The following is a 26533-nucleotide window of genomic DNA, read 5'->3' on the forward strand; positions in this document are numbered from 1 at the left end:
GGCGCACCGCCCGCCCGCGGAGCGGCGATCAGGCCACGCCGGCGGAGCGGCGATCAGGCCACGCCGGCGGAGCGGCAATCAGGCCACGCCGGCGGAGCGGCGATCAGGCCACGTCGCCGGGACGGCGGACGTCGGGATCGTTGGCGCCGTGCGGCGGCGTCACCGGGTTGTGGCCGACCGGCTGCGGGTTGCGGCTGACGTCGCCGGGCTCCCAGCCGCCGCTGCGCCATTCCTGCTCCCGCGTCGCCATGTCGATCGGGCCGTGGCGTTCCAGGATCCGCTCGGCCTCGTCGGCGCGCGCGTCATCGGTGCGCACCGCCACCAGATGGCCGCCACGCCGCACGCCTTCGGAATAGCGCGTGGCATGGTCCTCTCCCAGCCCGGCAGAGGTCAGGGCGCCGATCAGGCCACCGGCCGCGGCGCCGACGCCGGCCCCGGTGAGGGTGGCGATCAGCCAGCCGGCGGCCACCAGCGGGCCGACGCCGGGGATGGCCAGGGCGCCGATGCCGGCCAGCAGCCCGGCGCCGCCGCCGACGACGGTGCCGAGCGAGGCGCCGGTGGCGGCGCCGGTTTCCGTGGGCGTCGCATCCGCCGTGCTGTGCGGCGTGGTGCCCGTGGCGGTGGTCCCGGTGGTGGTGTTGGCCTCGACGGGCATGGTCCGGTCTTCCCCGGCGCTGCCCATATAGGTGATGGCGTCATGCGCGAAGCCGGCGGATTCCAGGCTGCGCACGGCCTCCTGCGCGGTGGCGGAACTGTCGTAGAGGCGGGCGATGGTGCGGGTCATGGCGTGGGATCCTGTTCTGGTGCGGGAGGGGGCGCCTCAGGGCGCCGTGGCGACCACATTGCCGCGGAAATCGAGGGCAACGCCGGTCAGCCGGCCGTTGCGCATGGCGCGCCCGCGCCAGACGCCCTGCTCGTCCAGCCGCAACGCCTGCACGTCGATGAAGCCGGCATCGGCGATGCGGGCAGCGGCCTGGCCCTCGGTGAAGGAATTGGCGCCGGGCAGCGGCGGCGTGTCCGGGCTCACCGTGCTTGGCGGGACATAGGCGTTGTCGGTCGGCGCCAGCGCCGGCGCGGTGCCGCCGCCCTCGGCTGGCAGGCCCGGGGTGGTGGCGCCGATGGTGGGTTCGGGGCGCGAGGGTTCCCGCCCCACGGCCGGGCCGGTGGCGGGGGTCTGCGCGCCGCTCGCGCCCATCCCCTGGTGGGTGAAGGGCGCATTGCGGTTGCCCTGCAGGCCCGGGATGTCGGCCGCCGTGGTCGGCGGGCGGGCCGGGTCCACGATCGGGTTCCGCGAGCCGGGCAACGGGCCGGCGGCCTGGCTCGGGGTCCGCTCCGCCGGCATCTGCGCAGCCGGGCCGCCCTGCGGCGAGGCCGGATCGGCCGGGGCGGCGCGGCGCGTGGGGGCGCCGCCGCCCATGCCCGGCGCCTGCGCGGCACGGGTGCCGGGGGGCATGTTCGTCGGGTTCTCGCCGGCGGCGGCGGCATTGCCGGCCTGGCCCCACCCCATGCCGGGGGCCTGGCCGGCGCGGCTGCCGGGCGGCATGTTGGTCGGGTTGGCGGATTGCGTCGCCCGTTCCCCGGCCGCCTGGCCGCCGATCGGCCCGGCCTGGCCGGAGGCGGGGTCCGCGCTGCGGACGGCACCGCCGCCCATGCCGGGCGCCTGGTTCGCCTGGCTGCCCGGCGCCATGGGGGTGGGGTTCACCGTCTGCTGCGCCGGCGCCCCGGGCCGCCGTTCCGCCTGCCCGGTCACCGGGCGGCCGGTGGCATCGAGGTTGGGCAGCGTCGCGCTCGGCGAGGTGCTCTGCGCCAGGGCGGCGCCTGCAAGGCCCAGCGAGGCGGCGAGGGCGGCGCCTGCGATGGCCTTGTGCCGGATCGGCATGGTTGTGTTCCTCCGTGTCCTGACGGGTGGGTTTGGCACCCTTCCATGGCCAGAACGCGGGCCGTCGCAGGGCGTTCGTCCCGCGCCCGGACCGATGCCGCACAGCGCCGCGAGGCGCGGAATTCTAAGCCGCGAGGCGCGGGGATTGGAATTCGCGAGGCGCGGGATTGGGAGCCACGGGGTGGCGCCGGCGGCCCTGGAAACCCTTCAGGGGCCGGCGATGGCCAGGGCCGCGTTGGCGTAGCGCGGGTCCTCCGTCACCTCCAGCCCCAGCCAGGGCGGCAGGTCCGGGGTCTCCGCGGCGTCGGACAACTCCACCTCCGCCAGCACCAGCCCGGCCAGGCGGGCCGGCGCCTCGAACACGTCCACCGTCCACAGATGGCCCGCATGCGGCACGTCGTGGCGCGTCTTGGCCAGGGGCGGGGCGGGGCAGAGCGCCAGCATCGCCTCCGCATCCGCCACCGGGATGGCGTACTCGAATTCCGCCCGCACCAGCCCGCCTGGCCCCTTGATGGTGAGGAAGGCGCGCTCCCCGGCGATGCGCACCCGCACCACCGGGCTGCGGCCCGTGGAAAGGTAGCCCTGCCGCATCGCCACCCCCGCCCCACGGGCCGAGGCGCGCCAGCCATCGCCATCCACCAGGAACTTCCGCTCGATCTCGACACCCATGCGCAATGCGCCCCTCCGGCAGGCCGCGACAAGGCTACCGCAAGGCGGGCGGAGCGCCCACATTGGCGGCGCCATGAACGTCATCGCCCCCGTCCTGTTCCAGCCGCAGAAGCGGCCCGCCCCGCCCTCCGGCATTCCGCTGCGGGTCGTCTCCCCCTATGAGCCGAATGGCGACCAGCCCACCGCCATCGCCACCCTGCTGGAGGGGCTGGCAAAGGGGGAGCGCGACCAGGTGCTGCTCGGTGTCACCGGCTCCGGCAAGACCTTCACCATGGCCAAGGTGATCGAGGCGGTGCAGCGGCCGACGCTGGTGCTGGCGCCGAACAAGACGCTGGCGGCGCAGCTTTACGGGGAGATGAAGTCCTTCTTCCCCGACAACGCGGTGGAGTATTTCGTCAGCTACTACGACTACTACCAGCCGGAGGCCTATGTGCCCCGGACCGACACCTACATCGAGAAGGACGCGCAGATCAACGAGCAGATCGACCGCATGCGGCATTCCGCCACGCAGTCGCTGCTCGAACGCTCGGACGTCATCATCGTCGCCTCCGTCTCCTGCATCTACGGCATCGGCTCGGTCGAGACCTATTCGCGGATGGTGGTGAAGCTGGAGCGCGGCGGGAAGATCGAGCGCGACGTGCTGATCAAGGGGCTGGTCGAACAGCAATACCGCCGCAACGACAGCGCCTTCCAGCGCGGCACTTTTCGAATTCGCGGCGAGACCGTCGATATCTGGCCGTCGCAATTGGAAGATCGCGCCTGGCGCGTCAGCCTGTTCGGGGATGAGATCGACGGGCTGAAGGAATTCGACCCGCTGACCGGGGAGATCACCACCGATCTCGACCGCGTCGCGATCTATGCCAACAGCCACTACGTGACGCCGCGGCCGACGATGCAGCAGGCCATCGTCAGCATCAAGGCGGAGCTGAAAGAGCGCCTGGCGGAGCTGCATGCGCAGGGCCGCCTGCTGGAAGCCCAGCGGCTGGAACAGCGCACCACCTTCGACATCGAGATGCTGGAGACGACCGGCGTCTGCAAGGGCATCGAGAACTACTCCCGCTACCTCACCGGCCGGAAGCCGGGCGAGCCGCCGCCGACGCTGTTCGAATACCTGCCGGAGAATGCGCTGCTGGTGGTGGATGAAAGCCATGTGACGGTGCCGCAGATCGGCGGCATGTATCGCGGCGACTTCGCGCGCAAATCCATCCTGGACGAATTCGGCTTCCGCCTGCCCTCCTGCAAGGACAACCGGCCGCTGAAGTTCGAGGAGTGGGAGAGCTACCGCCCCACCACCATCTTCGTCAGCGCCACCCCGGGACCGTGGGAGATGGAGCGCACCGGCGGCACCTTCGCCGAGCAGGTGATTCGCCCCACCGGCCTTGTGGACCCGGTGACGGAAATCCGCCCGGTGGAAGGCCAGGTGGACGACCTGCTGGCCGAATCCCGCAAGGTGGCGGCCGCCGGCGGGCGCGTGCTGGTCACCACGCTGACCAAGCGCATGGCGGAGGATCTGTCGGAATACATGACGGAGACCGGCATCCGCTGCCGCTACCTGCACAGCGACGTGGACACGCTGGAGCGGATCGAGATCATCCGCGACCTGCGCCGCGGCGTCTTCGACGTGCTGATCGGCATCAACCTGCTGCGGGAGGGCCTCGACATCCCGGAATGCGCGCTGGTGGCGATCCTGGATGCGGACAAGGAGGGCTTCCTGCGCTCCACCACCGCGCTGATCCAGACCATCGGCCGCGCCGCGCGCAATGTGGACGGGCGCGTGGTGCTGTATGCGGATGTGATGACGGAAAGCCTGAAGCGGGCGCTGGGGGAGACGGCGCGGCGCCGGACCAAGCAGCAGGAATGGAACGCCGCCCACGGCATCACGCCCACCTCCATCCGCCGCGACATCTCGGACGTGCTGCAATCGGTCTACGAGCAGGATTACGTGACCGTGGAGGCGGTGGAGGGCGATGCCACCGCGCAATTCGTCGGCAAGGATATCGGCGCCAGCATCGCGGAGCTGGAGAAGCGCATGCGCGCCGCCGCCGCCGACCTGGAATTCGAGGAAGCCGGAAGGCTGCGCGACGAGATCAAGCGGCTGGAGGCGCTGGAACTCGGCCTGCTGCCGAACCTGGCCGGGCGGTCGCTGCAGGACAGCGCGCCACGCGGCGGCAACGGCCAGGGCACCGGCAAGCCGGGTGGTCGCGCCAGGCAGGACTGGAAGCCGAAGCCGATGGGGCCCGGCGGCGGCGGCTACGACCCGAACAAGGCCAAGGGCGGCCGCGGACGGCGGCGCGGCTGACCCGGCCGCGCGGCGTCACCGCGGCGATCACGACGGCTTGACCCCTGATGGCGGCTTGATGGCGGGCGCCGCCGCATCCGCGCCGCAGGGCAGCGGCCAAGTGGCCTTTTCCACTTGCCGAAGGAATCGCCCGATGACCGCCTCTCCCGCACGGATGCTGCCGCGCCTGCTTCTCCTCACGGCGCTGGTGGTCCCCATGGCCGCCTGCGAGGGGCTTTCGCGCCGCGAACAGCGGACCCTCTCCGGCGGCGCCATCGGCGCGGCGGGCGGTGCGGCGGTGGGGGCGCTGACCGGCGGCTCCGCCGTCACCGGGGCGCTGCTGGGCGGTGCCGGCGGCGCGGCGGTGGGGGCGCTGACCGGCGGGCGGCGCTGACGTCCCGGCGCCGCTGAACCGGGGGCCGGCACGGGCGCGGTGGCCAGGACCCGCCGGGCGGGCTATGCCCGGCGCGCCATGCCGATCCCCGACACGATTCCCCGCGCCGCCTTCGTCACCGGCGGCGCCAAGCGCCTGGGCCAGGCCCTGGCCCTGGCCCTGGCCGAGGCCGGCTTCGACCTCGCCATCCATTACGGCACCAGCGAGGCCGAGGCCGAGGCCACCGTCGCCCGCATCCGGGCCATGGGCCGCCGCGCGATCGCATTGCGGGCGGACCTGGCGGTGGAGGCGGAGGTGGTGGGGCTGATGCCCGCCGCCACCGCGGCGCTTGGGCCGATCGGCGTGCTGGTGAACAACGCCTCCACCTTCGAGCGCGACGAGTGGGACGACGCGACGCGGGAGAGCTGGGACCGGCACATGGAGGCCAATCTCCGCGCGCCCTTCGTGCTGGCCCAGGCCCTGGCGCGCGGCCTGGCGGCGCCGATCCGGGGCGTCCCGGCGCAGGGCGTCATCGTCAACCTGCTGGACCAGCGGGTGTGGTCGCTGACGCCGCATTTCATGTCCTACACCCTGTCCAAGGCCGGGCTGTGGACGCTGACCCAGACGCTGGCCCTGGCTTTGGCGCCGCAGATCCGGGTGAACGCCATCGGGCCGGGCCCGGCCCTGCCCTCCCCCCGCCAGAGCCGGGAACAATTCGACCGGCAATGCGCTTCCGTCCCGCTGCGCCATGGCACCGGCCCGGCGGAGGTGGCGGAAGCCCTGATGGCCATCCTGTCGCTGCCGGCGATGACCGGGCAGATGATCGCCCTCGATGGCGGCCAGCATTTGCAATGGGCACCGGCTGCCGGTGCTGCGGAGATTGCCGAATGATCTATGCCCCGGATGCCGAGGCCGGCCGCCGCGTGGTGTTCCTGCGCGGTCTGGAGCTGATGGCCCGCCTCGGCATCTACGCGCATGAGAAGGCCGGGCCGCAGCGCATCCTGCTGAGCGTCGAGCTGGTGGTGGCGGATGATTTCGCGCCCGCCGCCATCGGCCCGGACGATTTCCGCCGGGTGGTGGATTATGAACGCCTGGTGCAGACGGCGCGGGCCACGGTCGCCCAGGGCCATGTGCTGCTGGTGGAAACACTGGCGGAGATGGTCGCGCTGGCGGCGCTGGAGGATCCGCGGGTGGAACGCGCACGGGTGACGGTGGAGAAGCCGGACGCCTTCACGGATGTTGCGACGGTGGGGGTGGTGGTGGAGCGGCGTCGGAAAGTCGCTTGACTTTCAGGGGGCGGGCGGCAACCGCGCCCGACTTTTCCACTGCGTTCACAGCGGCGTGAGGAGCGGATCGCTGTCAAGCCTCATCTTACGCTTGACGTTTCTGACGTTCATCACCAACCTCAAATTTCCCACGAAATCAAATGGTTAATGAAACAGCCCAAAAAATGGGCAGCCTCGTGTGACTGGCGGAACACCGCCATTTTGGCGCTTCCACCCCCCTCTCCTCCACAGAGTTATCCCCAGATTCAGTGGAAAAGCTCCACCGCCTCGCGCAGCCCCTGCGCAGTGCCGAGACCGCATGGCATGACCCGCCGATGAGTGACCCAAACCCGCCCCAGACACCCGATTCGCCGCCCGCACCGCAGGGCCTGGCGGCGATCGAGCGGGCGCTGGCCACCCTGCCGCTGGCGCCCGGCGTCTACCGGATGCTCGATGCCAAGGGCGATGCCCTCTATGTGGGCAAGGCGCGCAGCCTGAAGCGCCGGGTCGCCGCCTATACCCAGCTCTCCCGCCTGCCGGAGCGGCTGCGCCGCATGGTCTTCGAGACCCGCAGCCTGGAGGTGGTAACGACGGGCAGCGAGGCGGAGGCGCTGCTTCTTGAGGCGAATCTTATCAAGCGCCTGCGGCCTCGCTTCAACATCGTGCTCCGCGACGACAAATCCTATCCCTGGCTGGTGATGACGGAAGACCACCCCTTCCCGCAGATCGCCAAGCATCGCGGGGAGCGCCGCAAGGGCGCCAGCTACTGGGGGCCCTTCGCCAGCGCCTGGGCGGTGAACCAGACCCTGACCGCCTTGCAGAAGGTTTTTCTCCTCCGCACCTGTCGCGACACGGTGTTCGACAGCCGCACCCGCCCCTGCCTGCTGCACCAGATCAAGCGCTGCTCCGCCCCCTGCGTCGAGCGCGTCTCGAAGGAGGACTACGCCGCCCTGGTGCGGGAGGCGAAGGATTTTCTCGGTGGCGGCATTCCTTCCCTCCAGCGGAAACTGGCCGCGGAGATGGAGGAGGCGGCGGACAAGCTGGAATTCGAGCGTGCCGCCAGCCTGCGCGACCGCATCCGCGGCCTGACCCATGTGCAGGGCAGCGACCGGATCAACCTGGACGGGGTGAACGACGCCGATGTGGTGGCGCTGCACCAGATGGCCGGGCAGTCCTGCGTGCAGGTCTTCTTCTTCCGCGGCGGCCGCAACAACGGCAACCGGCCCTTCTTCCTGTCCCATGCCAAGGCCGAACAGGGCGCGGAGGAGGTGCTGGGCGCCTTCCTCGCCCAGCTCTATGACGACCTGCCGCCGCCGCCCCTGGTGCTGGTCAGCCACGACCCGAAGGATGCGCCGCTGCTGGCGGAGGCGCTGAGCCTGAAAGCCGGCCGCAAGGTGGAAATCCATCGCCCGCAGCGCGGCGAGAAGCGCGCCGCCATGGACCACGCCGCCACCAATGCGCGCGAGGCGATCGAGCGCCGCATGGCCGAAGGCGCGGCGCAGGCCGACCTGCTGGCCGGCGTCGCCCGCATCTTCGATCTGCCGGCACCGCCCGAGCGGGTGGAGGTGTACGACAACAGCCACATCATGGGCACCAGCGCCTATGGCGTGATGATCGCCGCCGGGCCTTCCGGCTTCCTGAAATCGGCCTATCGCAAATACGCCATCAAGGGCCCGGCACCCGCCATGGCCCCCGCCCCAGGCCCTGCCCCGGCGCCGCGCGGTGGTGACGATTTCGCGATGATGCGGGAGGTGTTCGAGCGCCGCTTCGGCCGCGCGCTGAAGGAGGATCCGGGCCGGGCGGGGGAAAGCTGGCCCGACCTCGTCATCATCGATGGGGGCGCCGGCCAGCTTTCCGCCGCGCGGGAGATCCTGGCGGAGCTGGGGGTGGACGACATCCCGCTGGTCGCCATGGCCAAGGGGCCGGACCGGGATGCGGGGCGGGAGTGGTTCCACCAGGCCGGTCGGCCGCCGATCCAGCTGCCGCCGCGCGACGCGGTGCTGTATTACCTGCAGCGGCTGCGCGACGAGGCCCACCGCTTCGCCATCGCCACCCACCGCACCGGCCGTTCCAAGGCGCTGGTGCGGTCGGAGCTGGACGATGTGCCGGGCGTTGGCGCGGCGCTGAAGCGCAAGCTGCTGAACCATTTCGGCTCCGCCCGCGGGGTGCGCAACGCGGCGCTGGCCGACCTGGAGAATGCGCCCGGAATCGGCCCCGCCGTGGCGCGCCGCATCCATGGCCATTTCCACCCGGGCGCCGGGCCGGGTAGAGTAAACGACAGCTGAGCCGAGACCACTTCGCGGATGCAAGCGTGCCGACCGACCTGCCCAACCTCCTGACGCTGTCGCGCATCGCCGCGATCCCCCTGCTGGTGGTGCTGGCGGCGCTGCGCGAGCCGTGGTCGGACCTGGCTGCCTGCGCCGTCTTCTCCGCCGCGGCGATCACCGACTATTTCGACGGCAAGCTGGCCCGCTCGCGCCAGCAGATCAGCGATTTCGGCCGCATGCTGGACCCGATCGCGGACAAGCTTCTGGTCGGCGCGGCGCTGATGCTGGTGGCCGGCACCGGCCGGCTTTCGGATTTCGGCCTGTACCCGGCCATCGTGATCCTGCTGCGGGAGATCCTCGTCTCCGGCCTGCGGGAATACCTGGCCGGGCTGCGTATCGGCCTGCCTGTCACCAACCTCGCCAAATGGAAGACCGGCTTTCAGATGGGCGCGCTCGGCGCCCTGCTGGCCGGGGATTCCGCCGCGCCCATCCTGCATCTCGGCTGGCTGCCAGTCAGCCTGATCGGCGAGGTGATGCTGGCCGCCGCCGCCATCCTGACGCTCGTCACCGGTTGGGACTACCTGCAGGCGGGGCTGCGCCATGTCAGCCGCGCCGGCGCGGCGCCGCCCGCGCCGCCGCCCCCGGCGCATCCCGCCCCCCGCCCCCCGGCAGAAACGCCGGTCCGCTCTTGAGCCCTGCCATTGTGCGGCGCATCTTCCGCCCGAACCTCGCCATCACGGGAGCCGACATGGCCGCCGCCACCCAGATCCTTTCCCGGCCCCGCCCCCTGCGCCGCCCCTTGCGCCGGGCGGCCCGCCGCCTGCCCATCCTGGCCTTCGCCCTGCTGGCGGCGGGCTGCTCGACGGATGGGATGATGGCCAGTGTCTCCTCCGGCCTCTCCCGCATCTGGTCGCCCTTCATGGGCCCGACCAACGTCGTCGCCACGGACAGCCTGACCGTGCAGCGGGTGCGCGGCCAGGACCCGGCGGTGGAACCGCTGGTGCCGGAGTCGGGGGATGTCTGGCCGGCGCCGGAAGCCCAGCGCCCCACCCTGCTGGGCGGGCCGGACGAGGCGATGCGCAACATCCCGGTCTACCGTCCCTCGCTGATCGAGGGCGCGCCGGCCGCCTCCTCCCCGGTGCCGACGCCGGGGGACCGGCCGGCCCGCCGCGGCTCCTCCACCCCGCCTGCGGCGCTGGGGGCGCCAGGCGAGTTCCAGCGCAGCCCGGCCGCCGCCGCCCCGCCCGGAGCGCTGAGTGCGCCGCCGGCCCGTGGCGAGGGCCGCGCGCTGACCACGCCTTCCGGCGGCACCGTCACCGGCACCGGCACCGCCGGCCGGGTACAGGGCTATACCGGCCCGCAGGGCGGCGGCGCGGTGATCCGCGACGGCAATGTTGAAACCTGGATCGGCCCGGATGGCCGGCCCAGCACCCGCATCGTGCCGAACTGAGGCCTGGCGCTTGCGCATCCTCTATTTCGCCTGGGTGCGGCAGCGCGTCGGCGTGGCGGAGGAGGCGGTGAGCCCGCCGGAGGCGGTGCGCGACGTGGCCGGGCTGGTCGCCTGGCTGGCCGCGCGCAGCCCCGGCCATGCCAGCGCCTTCGCCGATCCGCGCCAGATCCGCGCCGCGGTGAACCAGGATTTCGCCACGCCGGACCAGGCGGTGGCGCCGGGCGACGAGATCGCTTTCTTCCCGCCGGTGACGGGGGGCTGAGATGCCGGGTCCGGTGGTCCGCGTGCAGGAGGCTGGCTTCGACCTGGCGGCCGAGGCGGCCCGGCTGACCGAGGGGCGGACCGATATCGGCGGGCTCGCCAGCTTCGTCGGCCTGTGCCGGGCGGATGACGGGCTGGCGGCGCTGGTGCTGGAACACTACCCGGGCATGACGGAACGCGCCCTGGCGCGTATCGCGCAGGAAGCCTGGGGGCGCTGGCCGCTGACCGGCTGCACCGTGATCCACCGCGTCGGCCGGCTGGTGCCGGGGGAGCCCATCGTGCTGGTGCTCACCGCTTCCGCCCACCGGGCCGCCGCCCTCGATGCCTGTGCCTTCCTGATCGACTGGCTGAAGACCTCCGCCCCCTTCTGGAAGCGGGAAGAGTTCGCCGATGGCGCCAGCCGCTGGGTGGCGGCGAAGGCGGAGGATGATGCCGCCGCGGCGCGCTGGGCAAAGCCGGCTTGATCCTGCGCATCCTGGCGCTGCTGGGCGGCGGGTTGCTGCTGGTCTGGCCGGCCTTCCTCAACGGCTACCCGCTGCTGTTCAGCGACACCGGCGCCTTCCTGCACCAGACCGCGCCGCCCCCGGGTGGCCCGCTGGTGATCTGGGACAAGCCGCATGTCTATGGCCCGCTGCTGGCCGCCTTCCATTGGAACATCACCCTGTGGGGGCCGCTGCTGGCGCAGGGGCTGGCGCTCTCGCACCTGCTGTGGCTGGCGCAGCGGGCGCTGCGCGGCGCGGCTGCGCCCGGCTGGCACCTGCTGGCCTGCGCCGGCGCCGCCTTCCTGACCACGGCGCCCTTCACCGCCGCGCTGCTGATGCCGGACGTCTTCGCCCCCATCGTGCTGCTGGCGCTGCTGCTGCTGGGATTTTCCGCCCCTGGCCGCGGCGCGACGCTCTGGCTGTGGCTGCTCGGCACGGTCGGCATCGCCGCGCATCTCTCGCACCTGCCGCTGGCCCTGGCCGTGGTGGTGTTCATCGCCCTGGTGGCGCGGCGGCCGGGGCCGGTGCTGCGCGGCCTGGCGCCGATGGCGGCCGCCATCCTGCTGCTGCTGGCCACCAACCTGTGGGGCCATGGCCGCGCCACCCTCTCGCCGCACGGCGCCACGTTCATGCTGGCCCGGTTGCAGGCGGATGGCCCGGCGGCGGCGGTGATCCGGGATCGCTGCCCGCAGGCCGGCTGGTATCTCTGCGCCTTCGCCGACCGCCTGCCGATGGACAGCGATGCCTTCCTCTGGGAGCCGGACAGCCCGGTGAACCGCGCGCCGGACGGCACGCCGCGCTTCCTGGGCGGAGCGCTGCTCTCGGCCGAGGCGCGGGAGATCGTGTCCGCCACCTTGCGCACCGATCCGCTGGCGGTGGCCAGGTCCATGGCCGGCAACGCGTTGCGCCAGATGGCGCTGGCCACGGTGGGGGACACGCTGGTGGACACCCACCTGGCCACCGCCGTGCGGCCGCGCATCGCGGAGGCCTTCCCGGCCGCGGAACTCGCGGCCCATGACCGCAGCCTGCAGGCGCGCGGCCTGCTGCCCGCCGCCGCCGCGCCCTTCCTGCTGCCGCACGCGCCGGTGCTGCTGGCCGGCGCCGGGCTGGCGCTGTTCGCCTGGTGGCGCGCGCTGGGGGACCGGCGGCGGATCGGGCTGGTGGTGGGTGTGCTGGTCGGCGTCGCCGCCAATGCGCTGGCCACCGGCGGCCTGTCCAAGCCGCATCTGCGTTACGAGGCGCGGATTCTCTGGCTGATGCCGGTGGTGGCCGGCCTGGCGCTGCTGCCCCGATCACGAGGCGACGAGCGGGCGGAAGGTCGCGCAGCCGTCACGTGACCCCGCTGGTGGCGGCCCGGATGGTCCCGCCGATGGCCCTGCTCCGCACCCTCGATTCGCTGGCCGCCGGCCTGGCCATCCTGCTCGGCGGGGCGCTGCTGGTCTGGCCGTCCTGGCTGAACGGCTACCCGCTGGTGTTCATCGACACCGTCTCCTACCTGCTGCACACCACGGTGCCGGAGGTGCCCTGGGACAAGACCCAGGCCTATGGCCCCTTCCTGCACCTGTTCCACTGGCAGCGATCGCTCTGGGCGCCGGTGCTGGCACAGGGGCTGATTGCCTCCCACCTCATCTGGCTGACGCAGGCGGCGCTGTGGGGGCGGGGCCATGCCGGCTGGCATCTGGCGCTCTGTGCCGGGCTGGCCGGGCTGACCGCCGCGCCCTGGTTCCTGGCGACGCTGATGCCGGATTCCTTCACCGCGCTGGTGCCGCTGGCGCTGTTCCTGCTCGCCCTCGGGCGCCTGGGGCCGGGGGCGACGCTGTGGGTGGGCGGCCTGGCGGTGCTGGGGGTGGCCGCCCACCTGTCGCATCTGCCGCTTTCGCTCGCCCTGCTGGTCCTGGTGGCGCTGCTGGCACGGCGACTGGCGCCGGTGCTGCGGGCGGCGGCGCCGGTGGCGCTGGCGGTGCTGCTGCTGTGCACGGCCAACCTGCTGGCCTTCGGGCGCTTCACCCCCTCCCCGCACGGCGCCGCCTTCCTGCTGGCGCGGCTGCAGGATGACGGGCCGGCGGCGCGGCTGCTGCAGGCGCGCTGCCCTTCAGCCGGCTGGCGGCTGTGCGCCTTCGCCGACCGCCTGCCGATGGACAGCGACGCCTTCCTCTGGGACGAGACCAGCCCGCTGAACCGGGAGGCCGATGGCGGGCCGCGGCCGATGGGCGCGATGCGCGGCGCGGCGGAGGCGCAGGCCATCGTCGCCGCCACCCTGGCCGAATACCCCGGCGCGGTGGCGCTGGCGGCGGCGCGCAACGCGCTGGCGCAGCTGCTGCGGATGCAGGTGGGCGACACGCTGGTGCCCGACCACCTCGCGGCCTCCGCCCGCCGGGCCATCGCCGGGCAGTTCCCGGCCGAGGAGCTGGCGCAGTTCGATGCCGGGGCACAGGCGCGCGGCGCCCTGCCCGCCCTGGCCGCGCCCTTGCTGCTGCCGCATCTGCCGGTGCTGCTGGCGGCGCTGATCGCCCTGCCCCTGCTCGCCCGGCGCGCCTGGCGGCAGGGGCCGACGGCCCATCTTGCCCTGCTCGCCTTCGCGCTGGTGGCGCTGCTGGCCAATGCGGCGGTGGCCGGCGCGCTCTCCAAGCCGCACCACCGCTACCAGGCGCGGATCGTCTGGCTGCTGCCGCTGGCGGTGGGGCTCGTGGCACTGCCACGCCGCAGCGCGGCGCAGCGGGCGCCGGGGGATCAGTAGAAGAAGCGTTCTTCCACCACCTTGCCATCCTTCACCGTGTAGAGGCCGATTTCCGCCATCTGGAGGCGCTGGCCGGTCTGCTTCGCCGTGACATCCATCTCGAATCGCAGGGCGAACTGGTCACCATGGACGAAGGGGCCTTCGGTGGTGGCGCTGTGGACCTCGTGGTTGGCGAACCACCAGGCGCTCTTCTCCCGCACCGCGGCGACGCCGCGCATCTCCGCCATCGGGCCTTCCATGGCCTCCCGGCTCACCACCTCCTCGGCCCAGTAGCGGGCGCCGGCTTCCTCATGCTGGCCGGCCTTGCAGAGGGCCGCGAAATCCTCGGCAATGTCCTTGATGCCCATCCGACTGCTCCTGTTTTCCTGTTTTGTTCCCTGAGGCGGAGGCTATCCGCATCCGCCCCGGCCGGCAAGAAAATCCGCATGAAGCATTGATGGCCGGATCGCTACTCGCCGCGCGGGCCTTGCCCTATATCGATCCTGGCGCGCCACGCGCCGCACCCCGGCCGACCGGCCGGGGGCGGGGAGGCTCATGGGAACGCAGATCGGCCATGCCGCTGGAACGTGACCTCGCGGCATTCGCCGCACCCAAGGATCGGGCGACGGAGGATCGCGCCGCCCCCACCGCCGGCCGCAGCCTGCTGTTCCTGCGGGAGGAGGAACTGCGCCTGGCGCAGGACCTGCTGTTCTTCGGCTACCGGGATTTCACCGCCGGCGCCGATGCCATCCTCGCCGGGCTCGACATGGGCCGCGCGCATCATCGCGTGCTGCATTTCGTCGGCCGCCGGCCGGGCATCACGGTGGGCGACCTGCTGGGCATCCTCGGCATCACCAAGCAGTCGCTCGGCCGCGTGCTGACGCCGCTGGTGGAGGATGGGTTCGTCACGCAAAGCCCCGGCCGCAGCGACCGCCGCCAGCGCCTGCTGACGCTGACGGAAAAGGGCGCGGCGCTGGAGCGCAGCCTGTTCGAGCGGCAGCGGGACACGGTGATGCGCGCCTATCGCGAAGCCGGCCCGCAGGCGGTGGAGGGCTTCCGCCGCGTCATGCGCGGGCTGATGGGGCCGGAGGCGCGGATGGCGCTGGAACGGCTGGAAGCCGGGCCGGAGCAGGGCCGATGACCCTGACCGCCGATGCGCCGCATCTGCTGGTGGTGGATGACGATGCGCGGCTGCGCGCCCTGCTGCAACGCTTCCTGACGGAGCAGGGCTTCCGCATCACCGCCGCGGCGGATGCCGCCGCCGCCCGCCACGCGCTGACCTCCGTCGCCTTCGACCTGATGGTGCTGGACGTGATGATGCCGGGCGAATCCGGCCTGGAGCTGACCGAGAGCCTGCGGCGCGAAGGCCAGGATGTGCCGATCCTGATGCTGACCGCGCGCGGCGCGCCGGATGACCGCGTGACCGGCTTCGAGCACGGGGTGGATGACTACCTGGCCAAGCCCTTCGACCCGCGGGAACTGGCGCTGCGCATCCGCACCATCCTGCGCCGCGCCGCGCCGGCCCCGGCGGTGGAGCCCAGCGCCGGGCCGGTGCAGCTCGGCCCGCGCTGGTTCGACCCGCAGCGGGCGGAGCTGCGCGGGCCGGAGGGCCTGGTGCGGCTGACCGGCGGCGAACAGGCGCTGCTGCTGGCGCTCGCGCAGCGGCCGAACGAGGTGCTGAGCCGGGAGGACATCGCCATGGCGCTGGGCACGCCGGAGGCCGGGGAACGCGCCATCGACGTGCAGGTGACGCGCCTGCGCCGCAAGGTGGAGCCCGACCCGCGGGAGCCGCGCTTCATCCAGACCGTGCGCCATCGCGGCTATGTGCTGCGGCCGGGCCCGTGAGGCGGCCCCCCGGATGACCGGCCTCGGCCACAGCCTGCGGGCGCTGGTGCCGCGCGGCCTGCTCGGCCGTTCGCTGCTGATCATCCTGCTGCCGCTGCTGATCCTGCAGGGGGTCGCGCTGCAACTTTTCTATGGCGGGCATCTCGATGTCATCTCCCGCCGCCTGGCCGGCGGCGTGGCGGGCGAGATCGGCATGGTCATCGAGATGATGCAGCGCATGCCTGACCCCGCCGACCGCGCCTGGCTGTTCCGCGAATCCGCCTGGCGGCTGGACCTGGCGCTGGCCTTCGAGGCCGGGGCCAATCTGGGCGCGACGCCTGACCGCGCCGCCTCCCTGCCCCTGCTGCCGCTGGAGGACGACCTGGCGCATGCGATGGCGGAGCGGGTGCGGCGGCCCTTCGACGCCGACTGGCAGTCCGACCGCCGCAGCGTGATCATCCGCATCCAGCTGGAGGACGGCGTGCTGCATGTGGAGGCGCCGCGCAAGCGCCTGTTCACCGGCACGCTGTACCTGTTCTTCATCTGGCTGGTCGGGTCGTCCCTGCTGCTGTTCGGCGTCGCCGCGATCTTCATGAAGAACCAGGTGCGCGCCATCCGCCGCCTGGCCGGCGCGGCGGAAGCCTTCGGCCTGGGCCGCGACATCGGGCTGATGAAGCCGGAGGGGGCGGCGGAGGTGCGCCAGGCGGCCAGCGCCTTCAACCGGATGCAGGACCGCATCCGCCGCTTCGTGGCGCAGCGGACGGACATGCTGGCCGGCATCAGCCACGACCTGCGCACGCCGCTGACGCGGATGCGCCTGGCGCTCGCCATGCTGCCGCACCGGGCGGAGGCGGAGGAGGACATCGCGGCGCTCACCGAGGATGTCGAGGAGATGGAGCGCATGGTCGCCTCCTACCTCGCCTTCGCCCGCGGCGAGGCGCAGGAGCAGACGCAGCCGACGGACCTTTCCGGCATCGTCCGCGACGTGGCGCAGAAGGCGCGGCGCGATGGGGCGGAGGTGGCGGTGGAGGCGCCGGCGGCGCTGCTGCTGCCGCTGCGCCCGGATGCGTTGCGGCGCTGCCTGGCCAATCTGCTGGACAATGCCCGCAAGCACGCCCGGCGCATCGCGGTTGCCGTGGCGGAGATTCCGCGCGGCGAGGCCGGCGCCTGGGCGCAGGTGACGGTGGATGACGACGGCCCGGGCATCCCCGCGGCACAGCGGGAAGAGGCCTTCCGCCCCTTCGCCACGCTGACCGCGGGCGGCACCGGGCTGGGCCTGGCGATCGCGCGGGATATTGCGCGCGCGCATGGCGGCGACATCGTGCTGGAGGACAGCCCGCTGGGCGGGCTCCGGGCCAGGGTGCGCCTGCCGGTCTAGAGCCGTTTCACCGCCAGCGAAGACGGTGAAACGGCTCCAGCTCATTGTTTCGACGCATTTTCCGACTGGCCTTGCGAAGCCGCAAGGCTTGAAAACGCCCTAGGGTACGCTGAGTCCAGATGGGATCATCCGGACGCAGCTTGTGCGCTTGCGGCCGGCAGCGACAGGTTTGCCCCTTCCCCCTGGCGGGAAAGGGGCGTCAGGAATCAGCCGCCCTGCTGCTTGGCCACCAGGGTCTTCACCTCGTCCATCGCCTCGGTGAAGCGCTTGTTCAGCACGGACAGCGCCTCGGAGTTGGAGGTCTGGATCAGGTCGGCCACCTCCTTCATGTTGGCGACCGCCCGCTCATAGGCCGACTTCAGGAGTTCCGCCTGGCGCGCGGCGCGGGCCTGCGGGCTCTCCGTGCCGGACATCATGCGGATCGCATCCGTCATCTCCGCCATCGAGGCCTGCAGGATCTCCATATGGCGGCGGGCGACGGCCTGCGCGCCTTCCAGCGCCACGCGGTTGGCGTGGGACAGGGCTTCCAGGTTGCGGCGCTGGGCCTCGGCCAGGCCGCCCATGTCCGGCATCGCCGGCATGCGGAACTCGGACAGCATGCGCATCATCTCGTCGGGCTTCATGCCAAAGCGGTCGGACATCGCGGCGGGCTCCTGATGGCTCGGGGGCGTTCTGAACCGCCCGGTCTATAGCCGAGGGATCCGGTGGGTAGAAGCAGTGCCTTACCGCACTGCACAAAAAATCCGCGAACTGCCCAGGACCCTGTCATGCAGGATGGAACCTGGCGCGAATCAGGCCTCCGGCGGCGGGGGCGCCAGGTCCCCGGGGCCGAGGCGCAGGCTGCGCGCGGTCTGTTCAGCCCGGTCCAGCGCCCGGTCCAGCGCCGCCATGGTGGGACCCATGTCGGCGGTCTCATCCTTCTCCCAGGCGCGGATGGTCATCAGCCAGACGCCGACGAGGCCGGCGGCGCGCGCAGCACCGGCCGGGCCGCTGGAATCGAGCTCCGCCGCGTCCAGCATCCGCGCCATGCTGCGCTGCAGGATGGGCGCCAGCGCCATGGCGAGCACGCCGTCGCGGCGCATGTCGGCGATCAGCCGCAGCATCCCCGCCCGGTGCGCCAGCAGCGCATCCACCCCGCGCATCAGCACGTCGAACACCCGGTCGCGCGGCGTGCCGCCCTGGCCCGGCACGGTGCCGGCGGCGACGGTGGCGGCCACCTGGTCCGCATGCAGCCGCAGCAGGTCGAAGCGGGAGGGGAAGCGGCGCACCAGTTCGGCCGGCGTCAGCCCCGCCCCGGCCGCCTGCAGCCGCGATGGCGAGACCCCGCGCCAGCCCTCGGTGGCGATCACCGTGAACAGCGCGTCCAGCAGCCTGGCATCGTCGGGAGCATCCATGCCCTTCATGGTGGGGGCGAAGGGGCCGGACGCCAATGGGGAATGCGCGAAATCAGCCGGCCAGTTCCCGCGACCGTTCGGTGGCGGCGGCAATGGCGCGGGAGATGGCATCCGGCCAGGCGGCCTGCTCCATCAGCACCGCCAGCGCCCGTTCCGTGGTGCCCTTCGGGCTGGTGACGTTGCGGCGCAGCTGCGCCGCATCCTCGGCGCTCGCGGCCAGCAGGGCGCCGGAGCCGGCGACGGTGGCGCGGGCCATGCGGCGGGCAAGGTCGGCGGGAATGCCCTGTTCCACCGCCGCGGCCTCCAGCAGCTCCGCCAGCAGGAAGACATAGGCCGGGCCACCGCCAGATACCGCGGTCACGGGGTCCAGCAGCTTTTCCTCCGCCACCCAGTCCACCGCCCCGGTTGCCGCCAGCAGCGTGTCGGCCAGCGCGCGCTGGCCCTCGGCCACGCCGGGGCCGGCGAAGGCCACGGTGAAGCCCTGGCGCACCGCCGCGGGCGTGTTCGGCATGGCGCGGACCACCGCGGCGCCCGGCCCCAGCAGGCCCTGCATGAAGCCGACGGTCTTACCCGCCATGATCGAGACGAACACGGCCTGCCCGGCGAAGCGCGCATAGGCGGGCAGGCTGGCCGGCGCTTCCTGTGGCTTGGTGGCCAGCACCACCGCGGCGGGGGCGAAGCCCTGCGGAATCTCGGCCGCGTCGCGCAGCAGCGTCGCGCCGGCGATCGGGCTGGGCGCGTGCGGGTCCACCACCAGCACCTGGGACAGGCCGCGTTCGCGCCAGCCGGCCAGCATGGCGCCGCCCATCTTGCCGCAGCCGATGAGCAACAGGTCGGGAAGGGTGTCGGTCATGGCGCCGAGCCTCGCCTTCATGACCCGTCTTGGCAAGCCGCCGCCACAACCGGCCGAACCGGCGGGCGACGCCCTTCCTTCTCACCGGGCCCAGCCTGGGGATGCGGCGCCTGCGGGCCGCGATCCCCGGGCGATCAGGCCTCGCCGACGCAGTCCAGCATCGCCGCCTGCAGCGCCTCGGCCGGCGGCTTGCCGCCCCAGAGCACGAATTGGAAGGCGGGGAAGAAGCGCTCGCATTCAGTGATGGCGATGTCCACCATGTCCTCGAGGCTTTCCGCCGAGGCGCCCGGGGCGCCGCGCAGCAGCACGGCATGGCGGAACACCGGCACGCCATCGTCGCTGTCCAGGCCGAAATGGCCGATCCACAGCTTCTCATTGGCCAGGGCCAGCAGTTCGAACAGCCGCTCCCGCTTTCCGGCCGGCACCTTCAGGTCGAAGGTGCAGGAGAAGTGCATGGCACTGATTTCGTGCGACCAGGAGAAGTACAGGCCGTAATCGCACCATTTGCCCGGCGCCTCGGCCGCCATCTCGCTGTCGGAGCGGCGATCGAAGGCCCATTCATTGGCCGTGACGATCTGTTCCAGCACATCGAGGGGGTTCGCGGACCGGTCGCGTTCCTCGTATCCGACATAAGCGGACATCGCGGCACCTCCTTCGCCCGTTCAGGGGGTTGCCCCCGCGCCTTGGGGGGGACCCACCCGAATCACCACAAGGGGTAGACTACGCAGGTGCGAAACAGCACCGCAAGCACCGCTTGGAGACGCAGCAGCGCGCTGCCCGTGGCGGCTCAGGCCGCGCCTTCGTCCAGCCCGGCAAGTGGCGGGGACTCCACGGGTGCCGCTTCGGCCGGCGCCGCCAGCTTCGATTCCAGCGCCGCGACCCGCGCCTCCAGCGCCTCCGCCTGCTCGCGCGCCCGGCGTGCGACTTCCAGCGCCGCGTCCAGATCCTCGCGCCGCACCAGATCGAAGCGCTGGATCATCGCCTCCAGCTGCGCGCGGCCCATCGCCTCCGCCTCCGCCCGCGCGCCAGCGAGGACCGAGAAGGCGCCGCCGGCCATGCCGGCCAGATCGTCGAACAGCCCGCGCTTCGGCCCCGGACCACCCGCGCCACCCCCGGCGCCACCACCGCTGCCCGGCCCGCCGCCACCGCCCTGTCCCGTCTCGCTGCCCATGTGCGCTCCTGCCGATCCGCCCGCGCCTTGTCCGGCGCCGAGCCTGCGTCCTATACCCCGCCCGCGGCCAGATAGGCGCCGCGAAGCTGGGGAACAACCGCCGATGTATGTCGTCACGGGCGGCGCCGGTTTCATCGGCTCCAACCTGGTCGCCGCACTCTGTGACCGGGGGGCGGAGGTTCTGGTGGTGGACCGGCTGCGCGACGGCGTGAAGTGGCGCAACCTGGCCAAGCACGGCATCGCCGGCATCCTGCCGCCGGAAGCCCTGCCCGGCTTCTGGGCGGCGGATCCGCCGGTGACGGCCGTGCTGCATCTCGGCGCCATCAGCGCCACCACGGCCACCGATGGCGACCTGGTGGCGCAGACCAACCTGATGCTGTCGCTGGACCTCTGGGCGGAATGCGCCCGGCGCGGCGTGCCCTTCCTCTATGCCTCCTCCGCCGCCACCTATGGCGATGGCGCGTTGGGCTTCGCCGATGATGAAAACCCGGCGGCGCTGGCGGCGCTACGGCCGCTGAACCTCTATGGCTGGTCAAAGCTGGCCTTCGACCGGCGGGTGGCGGACATGCTGGCGCGCGGCCGCCCGGCACCGCCGCAATGGGCGGGGCTGCGCTTCTTCAACGTCTATGGCCCGAACGAGGCGCATAAGGGCCGCATGGCCAGCGTGGTGTTCCACAAATTCCACGAGGTGGCGCGCGGCGAGCCCGCCCGGCTGTTCCGCTCGGACCGGCCGGACTACGCCGATGGCGCGCAGAGGCGCGACTTCGTGCATGTGGAGGATTGCGTCGCCGCCATGCTGTGGCTGCTGGACAACCCGCGGGTCTCCGGCCTGTTCAACATCGGCTCCGGCACCGCGCGCAGCTTCCTCGACCTGGTGCGGGCGCTATTCGCCGGGCTCGGCCAGAACGACCGCATCGACTTCATCGACATGCCGCCGGACCTGCGCGGCAAATACCAGTACTTCACCGAGGCCCCGATGGCGAAGCTGCGCGCGGCGGGCTACGACCGGCCGGCCACGACGCTGGAGGACGGCGTCGGCCGCTATGTGCGGGACTTCCTGCTGAACCCCGACCCGCACCGGTGATGCCGATGTTCGCGATTGCCTTCCCCGCCATCGACCCGGTGCTGGTGCAGATCGGGCCCTTCGCGCTGCGCTGGTACGCGCTGGCCTATATCGCCGGCATCGTGCTGGGTTGGATGCTGGCGCGCCGCATGGTGGCGCTGGCGCCGGTGGCGGCCACGCGGGAACAGCTGGACGATTTCGTCACCTGGGCGACGCTCGGCATCATCCTCGGCGGGCGGCTGGGTTACGTGCTGTTCTACCGCCCCGGCTACTACATCACCGCACCGTGGGAGGCCGCCTATGTGTGGCAGGGCGGCATGTCCTTCCATGGCGGCATGCTGGGCGTGATCCTGGCCGCGCTGTGGTTCTGCCGCCGGCAATCCATCCCGGCACTGCGCTTCGGCGACCGGTTGGCGGGGGTGGTGCCGATCGGGCTGGGCTTCGGGCGGCTGGCCAATTTCATCAATGGCGAGCTGTGGGGGCGCGTCTCAGACGCGCCCTGGGCGATGGTCTTCCCCACCGGCGGGCCGGAGCCGCGCCACCCTAGCCAGCTGTACCAGGCGGCGATGGAGGGCGTGCTCCTGTTCATCCTGCTGCAGGTGCTGGTCCGCATCCCGGCGATCCGCGCGCGGGAGGGCTTCGTCACCGGCGCCTTCCTGGCCGGCTATGCAGTGGCGCGCATGGTGGGGGAGGTGTTCCGCCAGCCGGATGCGCATCTCGGCTTTCTGTTCGCCGGCATCACCATGGGGCAGTTGCTGTCCGTGCCCATGCTGGCGGTGGGTGCGGTGCTGATGCTGCGGGCCAGGCCCGCCTGATGGCGGAGCGGCTGGACCGCTTCATGGCGCGGGCGGTCGCCGCCTATTACGCCCGGCCCGCCACCCCCTTCGGCCGCGCCGGGGATTTCACCACGGCGCCCGAGATCTCCCAGGCCTTCGGCGAGGTGCTGGGCGCCTGGTGCGCCATCGTCTGGCAGGCGATGGGCCGGCCCGATCCGGTGCTGCTGGTGGAAGCCGGCCCCGGGCGCGGCACGTTGATGGCCGATGCGCTGCGCGCCCTGGGGCAGGTGGCGCCGGATTGCCGCGCGGCGCTGCGGCTGCACCTGGTGGAGACCTCCCCTGCCCTGCGCCAGGCGCAGCAGCGCGCGCTGGGCGATGCCGTCACCGCCTGGCATGACGGGCTGGAAACCCTGCCGCCCGGCCCGATGCTGCTGCTGGGCAACGAGTTCCTGGACGCGCTGCCGATCCGCCAATTCGTCGGCCGCGGCGGCGCCTGGCTGGAGCGCCATGTGGCGGAGGGCGGCTTCGTCGAACGCCCGGCGGCGGACCCGCCCCCCCTGCCCGCCCCGGAAGCCGCGGTGCGGGAGGTGGGGGAGGCCGCGCAGGCGCTTGTCGCCGCTCTGGCCGGGCGGCTTGCGGCGCAGGGCGGCGCGGCGCTTTTCCTGGACTACGGGCCGGCCGAATCCGGCTTCGGCGAAAGCCTGCAGGCGGTGCGCGGCCAGGCGACGGGGCTGGACCCGCTGGCCGATCCGGGCAGCGCCGACCTGACGGCGCATGTCGATTTCGCGGCGCTGGCGCAGGTGGCGCGGGCGGCCGGGGCGGCGGTGGCCGGGCCGCTGCCGCAGGGGTTGTTCCTGCAAAGGCTGGGCCTGATGACCCGCGCCGCGCAGCTGGCCCAGGCCCGGCCGCGCCTGGCCGGGGAGATCCTGTCGGGGGCGGAGCGGCTGGTGGCGGCGGAAGGCATGGGCCGGCTGTTCAAGGCGCTGGCCGTCTGCGACCCTGCCCTGCCCACCCTGCCCGGATTCGAATCGTGATCTCCCCCGGCTTCCTCGCCGCCGGCCTGCCGGTGCCGCATGGCTTCTTCACCCGTGAGGGCGGCGTCTCCGAAGGCCCCTATGCCGCACTGAACTGTTCGCTCTCGGGCCAGGACGACCCGGGCCGGGTGCGCGCCAACCGTGCTGCCTGCGCCCGGGTGCTGGGCGTGGCGCCGGGGGCGCTGCTGGGCCTGGTGCAGGTGCATGGCACGGCCGTGGCCGATGCGCGCACCCCCTGGACCGAGGCGGCGCGGCCCACCGCCGATGCGCTGGTGACGGACCGCCCCGGCCAGGCGCTGGGCGTCCTCACGGCGGATTGCGCACCGGTGCTGTTCGCGGATGCCAGGGCGGGCGTCATCGGCGCCGCCCATGCCGGCTGGCGCGGCGCGGTGGCCGGCGTGCTGGAGGCAACGCTGGAGGCGATGGAGGCGCTGGGTGCCCGCCGGGCGGACATCGCCGCCACCGTCGGCCCCTGCATCGGCCAGGACAGCTACGAGGTGGGGCCGGACCTGCGCGAGGCGGTGCTGACCCGCGCCGCGGCCGATGCGCGCTTCTTCGGCCCCGGCCAGCGGCCGGACCGCTGGCAGTTCGACCTGGCCGGCTACTGCCTGGCCCGGCTGCGGGAAGCCGGCACCGGCGCCCCTGCGGCGCTGTTCCAGGACACGCTGGCGCAGGAAAGCCGCTTCTTCAGCCATCGCCGGCGGACCCTGGCTGGCGGCGGGCCGCTGGGCCACCAGCTATCGGCCATTGCCCTGCCGCCGGGATGAGCCCATGCCCTATGTCGTCATGTTCGTGGTGCTGATGTTCCTGACCCTGTTGGCCTCCTGTGTCATCATCTAGGCGCCTGCTGCTGCTGGCGCCGCTGCTGGTGCTGGCGGCCTGCGGCACGCTGCCGCAGCCCTTCCGCGGCCGGCCCGGCGCCGTGGCCCGCCGGCTGCGCCAGCCGCCGGGCTACCGGGTGGCGGTGGTGCCCTCGACCCTCGCGCTGATGACCGATGCGGATGCCGGCAGCCTGGCGGCGGCGCTGGCCGATGCCCTGGCCACCCAGGACGTGCCGGCGGTGGCCGGCAGCGGCCTGCCGCTGGACTGGCAGGTGGTGACGGCGGCGGAGCGGCAGGCGGAGATGGTGGTGCCGCGCTTCGCGCTGCGGGACGCCGATGGCCGGGCGCTGGGAATGCTGGTGGGCCAGCCGGTGGCGGTGCGCGAATGGGTGGAGGGCGGCAACCCGCTGCACCGCCGGATCGCGGCCGAGGTCGCGCCCCAGCTCGCCGATCTGGTCGGCCGCATCGATGCGCAGCGCCGCACGGGGGATGAGCGGGCTTCCGGCGGCGGCGCGCCGGTGCTTCGGCTGCTGCCGGTGCGCGGTGCGCCGGGCGATGGCAACGCCAGCCTGACGGCGCGGATGCGCGACAGCCTGGCGGGCCTGGGCTTCCAGGTGCAGGACGCCGCGCAGGGCGCGCAATTCGCGGTGCAGGGGGAGGTCACGGTGGTGCCCTCCGGCCGCGGACAGCAGCGGGTCGAGATCGTCTGGGTCGTCTCCCGCCGCGATGGCGAGGATCTGGGCCGGGTGCTGCAATTGAACGAGGTGCCGGCCGGCACGCTTTCCGGGCTGTGGGGCGATGTCGCCTTCGTGGTGGCGGAGGAAGCCTCCGGCGGCGTGCGGGACGTGGTGTTCAATGCCGGCGGCTTCCCGGCCGCGGCGGCGGCCGAGCCACCGGCGGGAAGCGCCGGCGCGCCACGGCCGCGCTAGAGAACGCCGCGTTCGCCTGAACGCTGCTCATGCCCTAGAAGTCTCTGATTCCAAGGCAGGAAATGCGTTCGGATCATCCCATCCGCACGCATGGTGCGCCAGCGCCGGTTCACCGCCCCTCGACGCCGCAAGGCTTGGAAATGCGCCGGAAGCGGGCGGGTCCTGCGGGGCGGCCATGCGTCACGGTCATCTTGTCGCGATGGACACTCAAACGTCACGTTGCTACCTACCCCCGCGTCGGTGGCGGGTTTCTGGCCGCGGCCGCGCCCGCCCTTCCCGCACGCCTTCTTCCGGGGTTCGCGCTCGCCATGAAGATCATCGCCTGCAACAGCAACCGCCCGCTGGCCGAGGCGGTGGCCGCGGCGCTCGGCATCGCGCTGACCCAGGCTTCCGTCCGCCGCTTCGCCGACATGGAGATCTTTTGCGAGATTCATGAGAATGTCCGCGGCCAGGACGTGTTCGTGGTGCAGTCCACGAGCTACCCGGCCAATGACAACCTGATGGAGCTGCTGATCATGCTGGACGCGCTGCGGCGCGCCAGCGCGCGGCGCATCACGGCGGTGATCCCCTATTTCGGCTATGCAAGGCAGGATCGGAAATCCGGCAGCCGCACGCCGATCTCGGCCAAGCTGGTGGCGAACCTGATCGTGGAAGCCGGCGCGCACCGCGTGCTGACCATGGATCTCCATGCCGGGCAGATCCAGGGCTTCTTCGACGTGCCGGTCGACAATCTGTTCGCCGCGCCGCTGTTCGCGCGCGACATCCAGGAACGCTTCGCCGGGCGCGACCTGATGGTGGTCTCCCCCGATGTCGGCGGCGTGGTCCGCGCGCGCGCGATCGCGGCGCGCATCCACACCGACCTCGCCATCATCGACAAGCGCCGGCCGCGCGCCGGCGTCTCCGAGGTGATGAACGTGATCGGCGAGGTGGAAGGCCGCGACTGCATCCTGGTGGACGACATCGTCGATTCGGGCGGCACGCTGGTGAATGCGGCGGAGGCGCTGCTGAAGAACGGCGCGAAATCCGCCAGCGTCTATGTGACGCATGGCGTCTTCTCCGGCGGCGCCGTGGCCCGCGTGGGCGCCGCGCAGATCGAGCACATGGTGGTGACGGACAGCATCCTGGCCACCGAGGCGGTGCGGGTTTCACGCAACATCAAGCAGCTGACCATCGCCCAGCTGCTGGCCGAGGCGATGAAGCGGATCAGCGAGGAATCCTCGGTCAGTTCGCTGTTCAACTGACACCGGCGGTTCATCAAGGGATCGCCGCGGCGGCGACGGCTTTCGGACATCTTCCGGCGTTCTGATGCCCGTGCATCACCGGAGGATCCCGGCATGGAACGTCGACACCTTCTGCTGGCCGGCCTGGCGGGGCTTTTCGCTGGCGGCGCCAGGGCCCGGGCCCGCGCCGCGCTTCCACCTGCCGCGCCCGACGCGGCGGGGAACCGCGCGCAGCCGGTGCAATACCGCCCGCCGCCCGGCCGCCGCCGCCCGCGCTGCTGGATCGAGCGCCAGCGCGTTCGCTTCCGCGACCGCTTCGGCCGCCTCCGGCTGCGCTGGGTGGACCGCCGGGTCTGCCGCTAGAGCAATTTCAAGCCTTGCGGCTTCGCAAGGCGACTCGGAACATGCGTCGGAACAATAAGCTGTAGCC

The 26533-nt window shown here is 72.5% G+C and carries 30 protein-coding genes; 21 read left to right on the forward strand and 9 right to left on the reverse strand.

The genetic code is table 11. The features are described from left to right. Positions 1-103: 103 nt before the first annotated feature. From HEQ75_RS03915 to HEQ75_RS03925, 3 genes are all read right to left on the reverse strand, one after another. Complete coding sequence (locus HEQ75_RS03915; protein WP_168027623.1) at positions 104-784, reverse strand: hypothetical protein; 681 nt, start codon at positions 782-784, stop codon at positions 104-106. 36 nt (positions 785-820) lie between these two features. Next, the gene (locus HEQ75_RS03920) at positions 821-1879 is read right to left on the reverse strand and encodes a hypothetical protein (RefSeq protein ID WP_168027624.1); all 1059 of its coding nucleotides are present in this window, start codon (positions 1877-1879) and stop codon (positions 821-823) included. Between the two features lie 207 nt (positions 1880-2086). Then, a complete protein-coding gene (locus HEQ75_RS03925) occupies positions 2087-2548 on the reverse strand; it encodes a CYTH domain-containing protein (RefSeq protein ID WP_168027625.1) in 462 nt (153 codons plus the stop codon). 73 nt (positions 2549-2621) lie between these two features. On the opposite strand from HEQ75_RS03925, the gene uvrB reads away from it, so the two are divergent. From uvrB to HEQ75_RS03980, 11 genes are all read left to right on the forward strand, one after another. Further along, complete coding sequence (uvrB, locus tag HEQ75_RS03930; RefSeq protein WP_168027626.1) at positions 2622-4847, forward strand: excinuclease ABC subunit UvrB; 2226 nt, start codon at positions 2622-2624, stop codon at positions 4845-4847. Positions 4848-4980: 133 nt separating this feature from the next. Beyond that, the gene (locus HEQ75_RS03935; protein ID WP_209318330.1) at positions 4981-5220 is read left to right on the forward strand and encodes a hypothetical protein; all 240 of its coding nucleotides are present in this window, start codon (positions 4981-4983) and stop codon (positions 5218-5220) included. Between the two features lie 78 nt (positions 5221-5298). After that, entirely contained in the window at positions 5299-6090 is a 792-nt protein-coding gene (locus HEQ75_RS03940; RefSeq protein WP_168027737.1) for an SDR family oxidoreductase, read from the forward strand. Further along, on the forward strand, positions 6087-6485 hold the full coding sequence (folB, locus tag HEQ75_RS03945) for a dihydroneopterin aldolase (RefSeq protein ID WP_168027627.1): 399 nt from the start codon (positions 6087-6089) through the stop codon (positions 6483-6485). The genes HEQ75_RS03940 and folB overlap by 4 nt, the downstream gene beginning before the upstream one ends. A gap of 314 nt (positions 6486-6799) precedes the next feature. After that, a complete protein-coding gene (uvrC, locus tag HEQ75_RS03950) occupies positions 6800-8749 on the forward strand; it encodes an excinuclease ABC subunit UvrC (protein ID WP_168027628.1) in 1950 nt (649 codons plus the stop codon). A gap of 26 nt (positions 8750-8775) precedes the next feature. Further along, positions 8776-9423: a CDP-diacylglycerol--glycerol-3-phosphate 3-phosphatidyltransferase gene (gene pgsA, locus HEQ75_RS03955; RefSeq protein WP_168027629.1), complete on the forward strand. Its 648-nt coding sequence runs from the start codon at positions 8776-8778 to the stop codon at positions 9421-9423. Beyond that, complete coding sequence (locus tag HEQ75_RS03960; RefSeq protein ID WP_168027630.1) at positions 9420-10181, forward strand: hypothetical protein; 762 nt, start codon at positions 9420-9422, stop codon at positions 10179-10181. Before pgsA ends, HEQ75_RS03960 begins: the two co-directional genes overlap by 4 nt. Positions 10182-10191: 10 nt before the next feature. After that, entirely contained in the window at positions 10192-10443 is a 252-nt protein-coding gene (gene moaD, locus HEQ75_RS03965) for a molybdopterin converting factor subunit 1 (RefSeq protein ID WP_209318331.1), read from the forward strand. 1 nt (position 10444) lies between these two features. Then, entirely contained in the window at positions 10445-10906 is a 462-nt protein-coding gene (locus HEQ75_RS03970) for a molybdenum cofactor biosynthesis protein MoaE (protein WP_168027632.1), read from the forward strand. Next, entirely contained in the window at positions 10903-12261 is a 1359-nt protein-coding gene (locus tag HEQ75_RS03975; RefSeq protein WP_168027633.1) for a hypothetical protein, read from the forward strand. The genes HEQ75_RS03970 and HEQ75_RS03975 overlap by 4 nt, the downstream gene beginning before the upstream one ends. 32 nt (positions 12262-12293) lie before the next feature. Further along, positions 12294-13661: a hypothetical protein gene (locus tag HEQ75_RS03980; RefSeq protein WP_168027634.1), complete on the forward strand. Its 1368-nt coding sequence runs from the start codon at positions 12294-12296 to the stop codon at positions 13659-13661. On the opposite strand, the gene HEQ75_RS03985 is transcribed toward HEQ75_RS03980, so the two are convergent. Next, positions 13655-14008 (reverse strand): nuclear transport factor 2 family protein, encoded by a 354-nt coding sequence (locus HEQ75_RS03985; protein ID WP_168027635.1) that lies wholly within the window; start codon positions 14006-14008, stop codon positions 13655-13657. The genes HEQ75_RS03980 and HEQ75_RS03985 overlap by 7 nt on opposite strands. Positions 14009-14214: 206 nt before the next feature. Between HEQ75_RS03985 and HEQ75_RS03990 the strand changes: the two genes are divergently transcribed. Genes HEQ75_RS03990 through HEQ75_RS04000 form a run of 3 tightly spaced genes read left to right on the forward strand, consistent with a single transcriptional unit; the run spans position 14215 to position 16842 of the window. Beyond that, positions 14215-14781, forward strand: coding sequence for a MarR family winged helix-turn-helix transcriptional regulator (locus HEQ75_RS03990; protein WP_168027636.1), 567 nt, complete (start codon positions 14215-14217; stop codon positions 14779-14781). Further along, positions 14778-15485 (forward strand): response regulator, encoded by a 708-nt coding sequence (locus HEQ75_RS03995; RefSeq protein WP_209318332.1) that lies wholly within the window; start codon positions 14778-14780, stop codon positions 15483-15485. The genes HEQ75_RS03990 and HEQ75_RS03995 overlap by 4 nt, the downstream gene beginning before the upstream one ends. Before the next feature lie 13 nt (positions 15486-15498). After that, the gene (locus tag HEQ75_RS04000; RefSeq protein WP_168027637.1) at positions 15499-16842 is read left to right on the forward strand and encodes an ATP-binding protein; all 1344 of its coding nucleotides are present in this window, start codon (positions 15499-15501) and stop codon (positions 16840-16842) included. A 206-nt stretch (positions 16843-17048) separates the two neighbouring features. On the opposite strand, the gene HEQ75_RS04005 is transcribed toward HEQ75_RS04000, so the two are convergent. The 5 genes from HEQ75_RS04005 to HEQ75_RS04025 all read right to left on the reverse strand — a co-directional run bounded on the left by HEQ75_RS04005 (position 17049) and on the right by HEQ75_RS04025 (position 20260). Further along, entirely contained in the window at positions 17049-17483 is a 435-nt protein-coding gene (locus tag HEQ75_RS04005) for a phasin family protein (RefSeq protein ID WP_235961242.1), read from the reverse strand. Positions 17484-17633: 150 nt separating this feature from the next. Continuing rightward, on the reverse strand, positions 17634-18236 hold the full coding sequence (locus HEQ75_RS04010) for a TetR family transcriptional regulator (protein WP_235961244.1): 603 nt from the start codon (positions 18234-18236) through the stop codon (positions 17634-17636). Between the two features lie 52 nt (positions 18237-18288). Then, positions 18289-19089, reverse strand: a complete 801-nt coding sequence (gene proC, locus HEQ75_RS04015) for a pyrroline-5-carboxylate reductase (RefSeq protein WP_168027639.1) — start codon at positions 19087-19089, stop codon at positions 18289-18291. 134 nt (positions 19090-19223) lie between these two features. After that, positions 19224-19730: a type III secretion system chaperone family protein gene (locus HEQ75_RS04020; protein WP_168027640.1), complete on the reverse strand. Its 507-nt coding sequence runs from the start codon at positions 19728-19730 to the stop codon at positions 19224-19226. A gap of 146 nt (positions 19731-19876) precedes the next feature. Then, a complete protein-coding gene (locus HEQ75_RS04025) occupies positions 19877-20260 on the reverse strand; it encodes an accessory factor UbiK family protein (protein ID WP_168027641.1) in 384 nt (127 codons plus the stop codon). Between the two features lie 103 nt (positions 20261-20363). On the opposite strand from HEQ75_RS04025, the gene rfaD reads away from it, so the two are divergent. From rfaD to HEQ75_RS04060, 7 genes are all read left to right on the forward strand, one after another. Next, positions 20364-21344, forward strand: coding sequence for an ADP-glyceromanno-heptose 6-epimerase (gene rfaD, locus HEQ75_RS04030; protein WP_168027642.1), 981 nt, complete (start codon positions 20364-20366; stop codon positions 21342-21344). Further along, positions 21341-22138, forward strand: a complete 798-nt coding sequence (gene lgt, locus HEQ75_RS04035) for a prolipoprotein diacylglyceryl transferase (RefSeq protein ID WP_168027643.1) — start codon at positions 21341-21343, stop codon at positions 22136-22138. Before rfaD ends, lgt begins: the two co-directional genes overlap by 4 nt. Next, positions 22138-23133 (forward strand): class I SAM-dependent methyltransferase, encoded by a 996-nt coding sequence (locus HEQ75_RS04040; protein ID WP_168027644.1) that lies wholly within the window; start codon positions 22138-22140, stop codon positions 23131-23133. Before lgt ends, HEQ75_RS04040 begins: the two co-directional genes overlap by 1 nt. Next, positions 23133-23900 carry a peptidoglycan editing factor PgeF gene (gene pgeF / locus HEQ75_RS04045; protein WP_168027740.1) on the forward strand — a complete coding sequence of 256 codons (768 nt, stop codon included), beginning with the start codon at positions 23133-23135 and terminating at the stop codon, positions 23898-23900. The genes HEQ75_RS04040 and pgeF overlap by 1 nt, the downstream gene beginning before the upstream one ends. A 59-nt stretch (positions 23901-23959) precedes the next feature. After that, positions 23960-24883 (forward strand): hypothetical protein, encoded by a 924-nt coding sequence (locus HEQ75_RS04050; protein ID WP_168027645.1) that lies wholly within the window; start codon positions 23960-23962, stop codon positions 24881-24883. Positions 24884-25191: 308 nt separating this feature from the next. After that, complete coding sequence (locus HEQ75_RS04055) at positions 25192-26124, forward strand: ribose-phosphate pyrophosphokinase (protein ID WP_168027646.1); 933 nt, start codon at positions 25192-25194, stop codon at positions 26122-26124. A 93-nt stretch (positions 26125-26217) separates the two neighbouring features. Next, a complete protein-coding gene (locus HEQ75_RS04060; protein ID WP_168027647.1) occupies positions 26218-26466 on the forward strand; it encodes a hypothetical protein in 249 nt (82 codons plus the stop codon). Positions 26467-26533 lie beyond the last annotated feature (67 nt).

Source organism: Falsiroseomonas selenitidurans, assembly GCF_012103215.1.
Classification (GTDB): Bacteria; Pseudomonadota; Alphaproteobacteria; order Acetobacterales; family Acetobacteraceae; genus Falsiroseomonas; species Falsiroseomonas selenitidurans.

Coding starts and splice junctions, on each gene's coding strand:
- HEQ75_RS03915 (WP_168027623.1), bottom strand. CDS start 784: ATGACCCGCACCATCGCCCGCCTCTACGACAGTTCCGCCACCGCGCAG.
- HEQ75_RS03920 (WP_168027624.1), bottom strand. CDS start 1,879: ATGCCGATCCGGCACAAGGCCATCGCAGGCGCCGCCCTCGCCGCCTCG.
- HEQ75_RS03925 (WP_168027625.1), bottom strand. CDS start 2,548: ATGGGTGTCGAGATCGAGCGGAAGTTCCTGGTGGATGGCGATGGCTGG.
- uvrB (WP_168027626.1), top strand. CDS start 2,622: ATGAACGTCATCGCCCCCGTCCTGTTCCAGCCGCAGAAGCGGCCCGCC.
- HEQ75_RS03935 (WP_209318330.1), top strand. CDS start 4,981: ATGACCGCCTCTCCCGCACGGATGCTGCCGCGCCTGCTTCTCCTCACG.
- HEQ75_RS03940 (WP_168027737.1), top strand. CDS start 5,299: ATGCCGATCCCCGACACGATTCCCCGCGCCGCCTTCGTCACCGGCGGC.
- folB (WP_168027627.1), top strand. CDS start 6,087: ATGATCTATGCCCCGGATGCCGAGGCCGGCCGCCGCGTGGTGTTCCTG.
- uvrC (WP_168027628.1), top strand. CDS start 6,800: ATGAGTGACCCAAACCCGCCCCAGACACCCGATTCGCCGCCCGCACCG.
- HEQ75_RS03970 (WP_168027632.1), top strand. CDS start 10,445: ATGCCGGGTCCGGTGGTCCGCGTGCAGGAGGCTGGCTTCGACCTGGCG.
- HEQ75_RS03980 (WP_168027634.1), top strand. CDS start 12,294: ATGGCCCTGCTCCGCACCCTCGATTCGCTGGCCGCCGGCCTGGCCATC.
- HEQ75_RS03985 (WP_168027635.1), bottom strand. CDS start 14,008: ATGGGCATCAAGGACATTGCCGAGGATTTCGCGGCCCTCTGCAAGGCC.
- HEQ75_RS03990 (WP_168027636.1), top strand. CDS start 14,215: ATGCCGCTGGAACGTGACCTCGCGGCATTCGCCGCACCCAAGGATCGG.
- HEQ75_RS03995 (WP_209318332.1), top strand. CDS start 14,778: ATGACCCTGACCGCCGATGCGCCGCATCTGCTGGTGGTGGATGACGAT.
- HEQ75_RS04000 (WP_168027637.1), top strand. CDS start 15,499: ATGACCGGCCTCGGCCACAGCCTGCGGGCGCTGGTGCCGCGCGGCCTG.
- HEQ75_RS04005 (WP_235961242.1), bottom strand. CDS start 17,483: ATGTCCGACCGCTTTGGCATGAAGCCCGACGAGATGATGCGCATGCTG.
- HEQ75_RS04010 (WP_235961244.1), bottom strand. CDS start 18,236: ATGGATGCTCCCGACGATGCCAGGCTGCTGGACGCGCTGTTCACGGTG.
- proC (WP_168027639.1), bottom strand. CDS start 19,089: ATGACCGACACCCTTCCCGACCTGTTGCTCATCGGCTGCGGCAAGATG.
- HEQ75_RS04020 (WP_168027640.1), bottom strand. CDS start 19,730: ATGTCCGCTTATGTCGGATACGAGGAACGCGACCGGTCCGCGAACCCC.
- HEQ75_RS04025 (WP_168027641.1), bottom strand. CDS start 20,260: ATGGGCAGCGAGACGGGACAGGGCGGTGGCGGCGGGCCGGGCAGCGGT.
- rfaD (WP_168027642.1), top strand. CDS start 20,364: ATGTATGTCGTCACGGGCGGCGCCGGTTTCATCGGCTCCAACCTGGTC.
- HEQ75_RS04040 (WP_168027644.1), top strand. CDS start 22,138: ATGGCGGAGCGGCTGGACCGCTTCATGGCGCGGGCGGTCGCCGCCTAT.
- HEQ75_RS04055 (WP_168027646.1), top strand. CDS start 25,192: ATGAAGATCATCGCCTGCAACAGCAACCGCCCGCTGGCCGAGGCGGTG.
- HEQ75_RS04060 (WP_168027647.1), top strand. CDS start 26,218: ATGGAACGTCGACACCTTCTGCTGGCCGGCCTGGCGGGGCTTTTCGCT.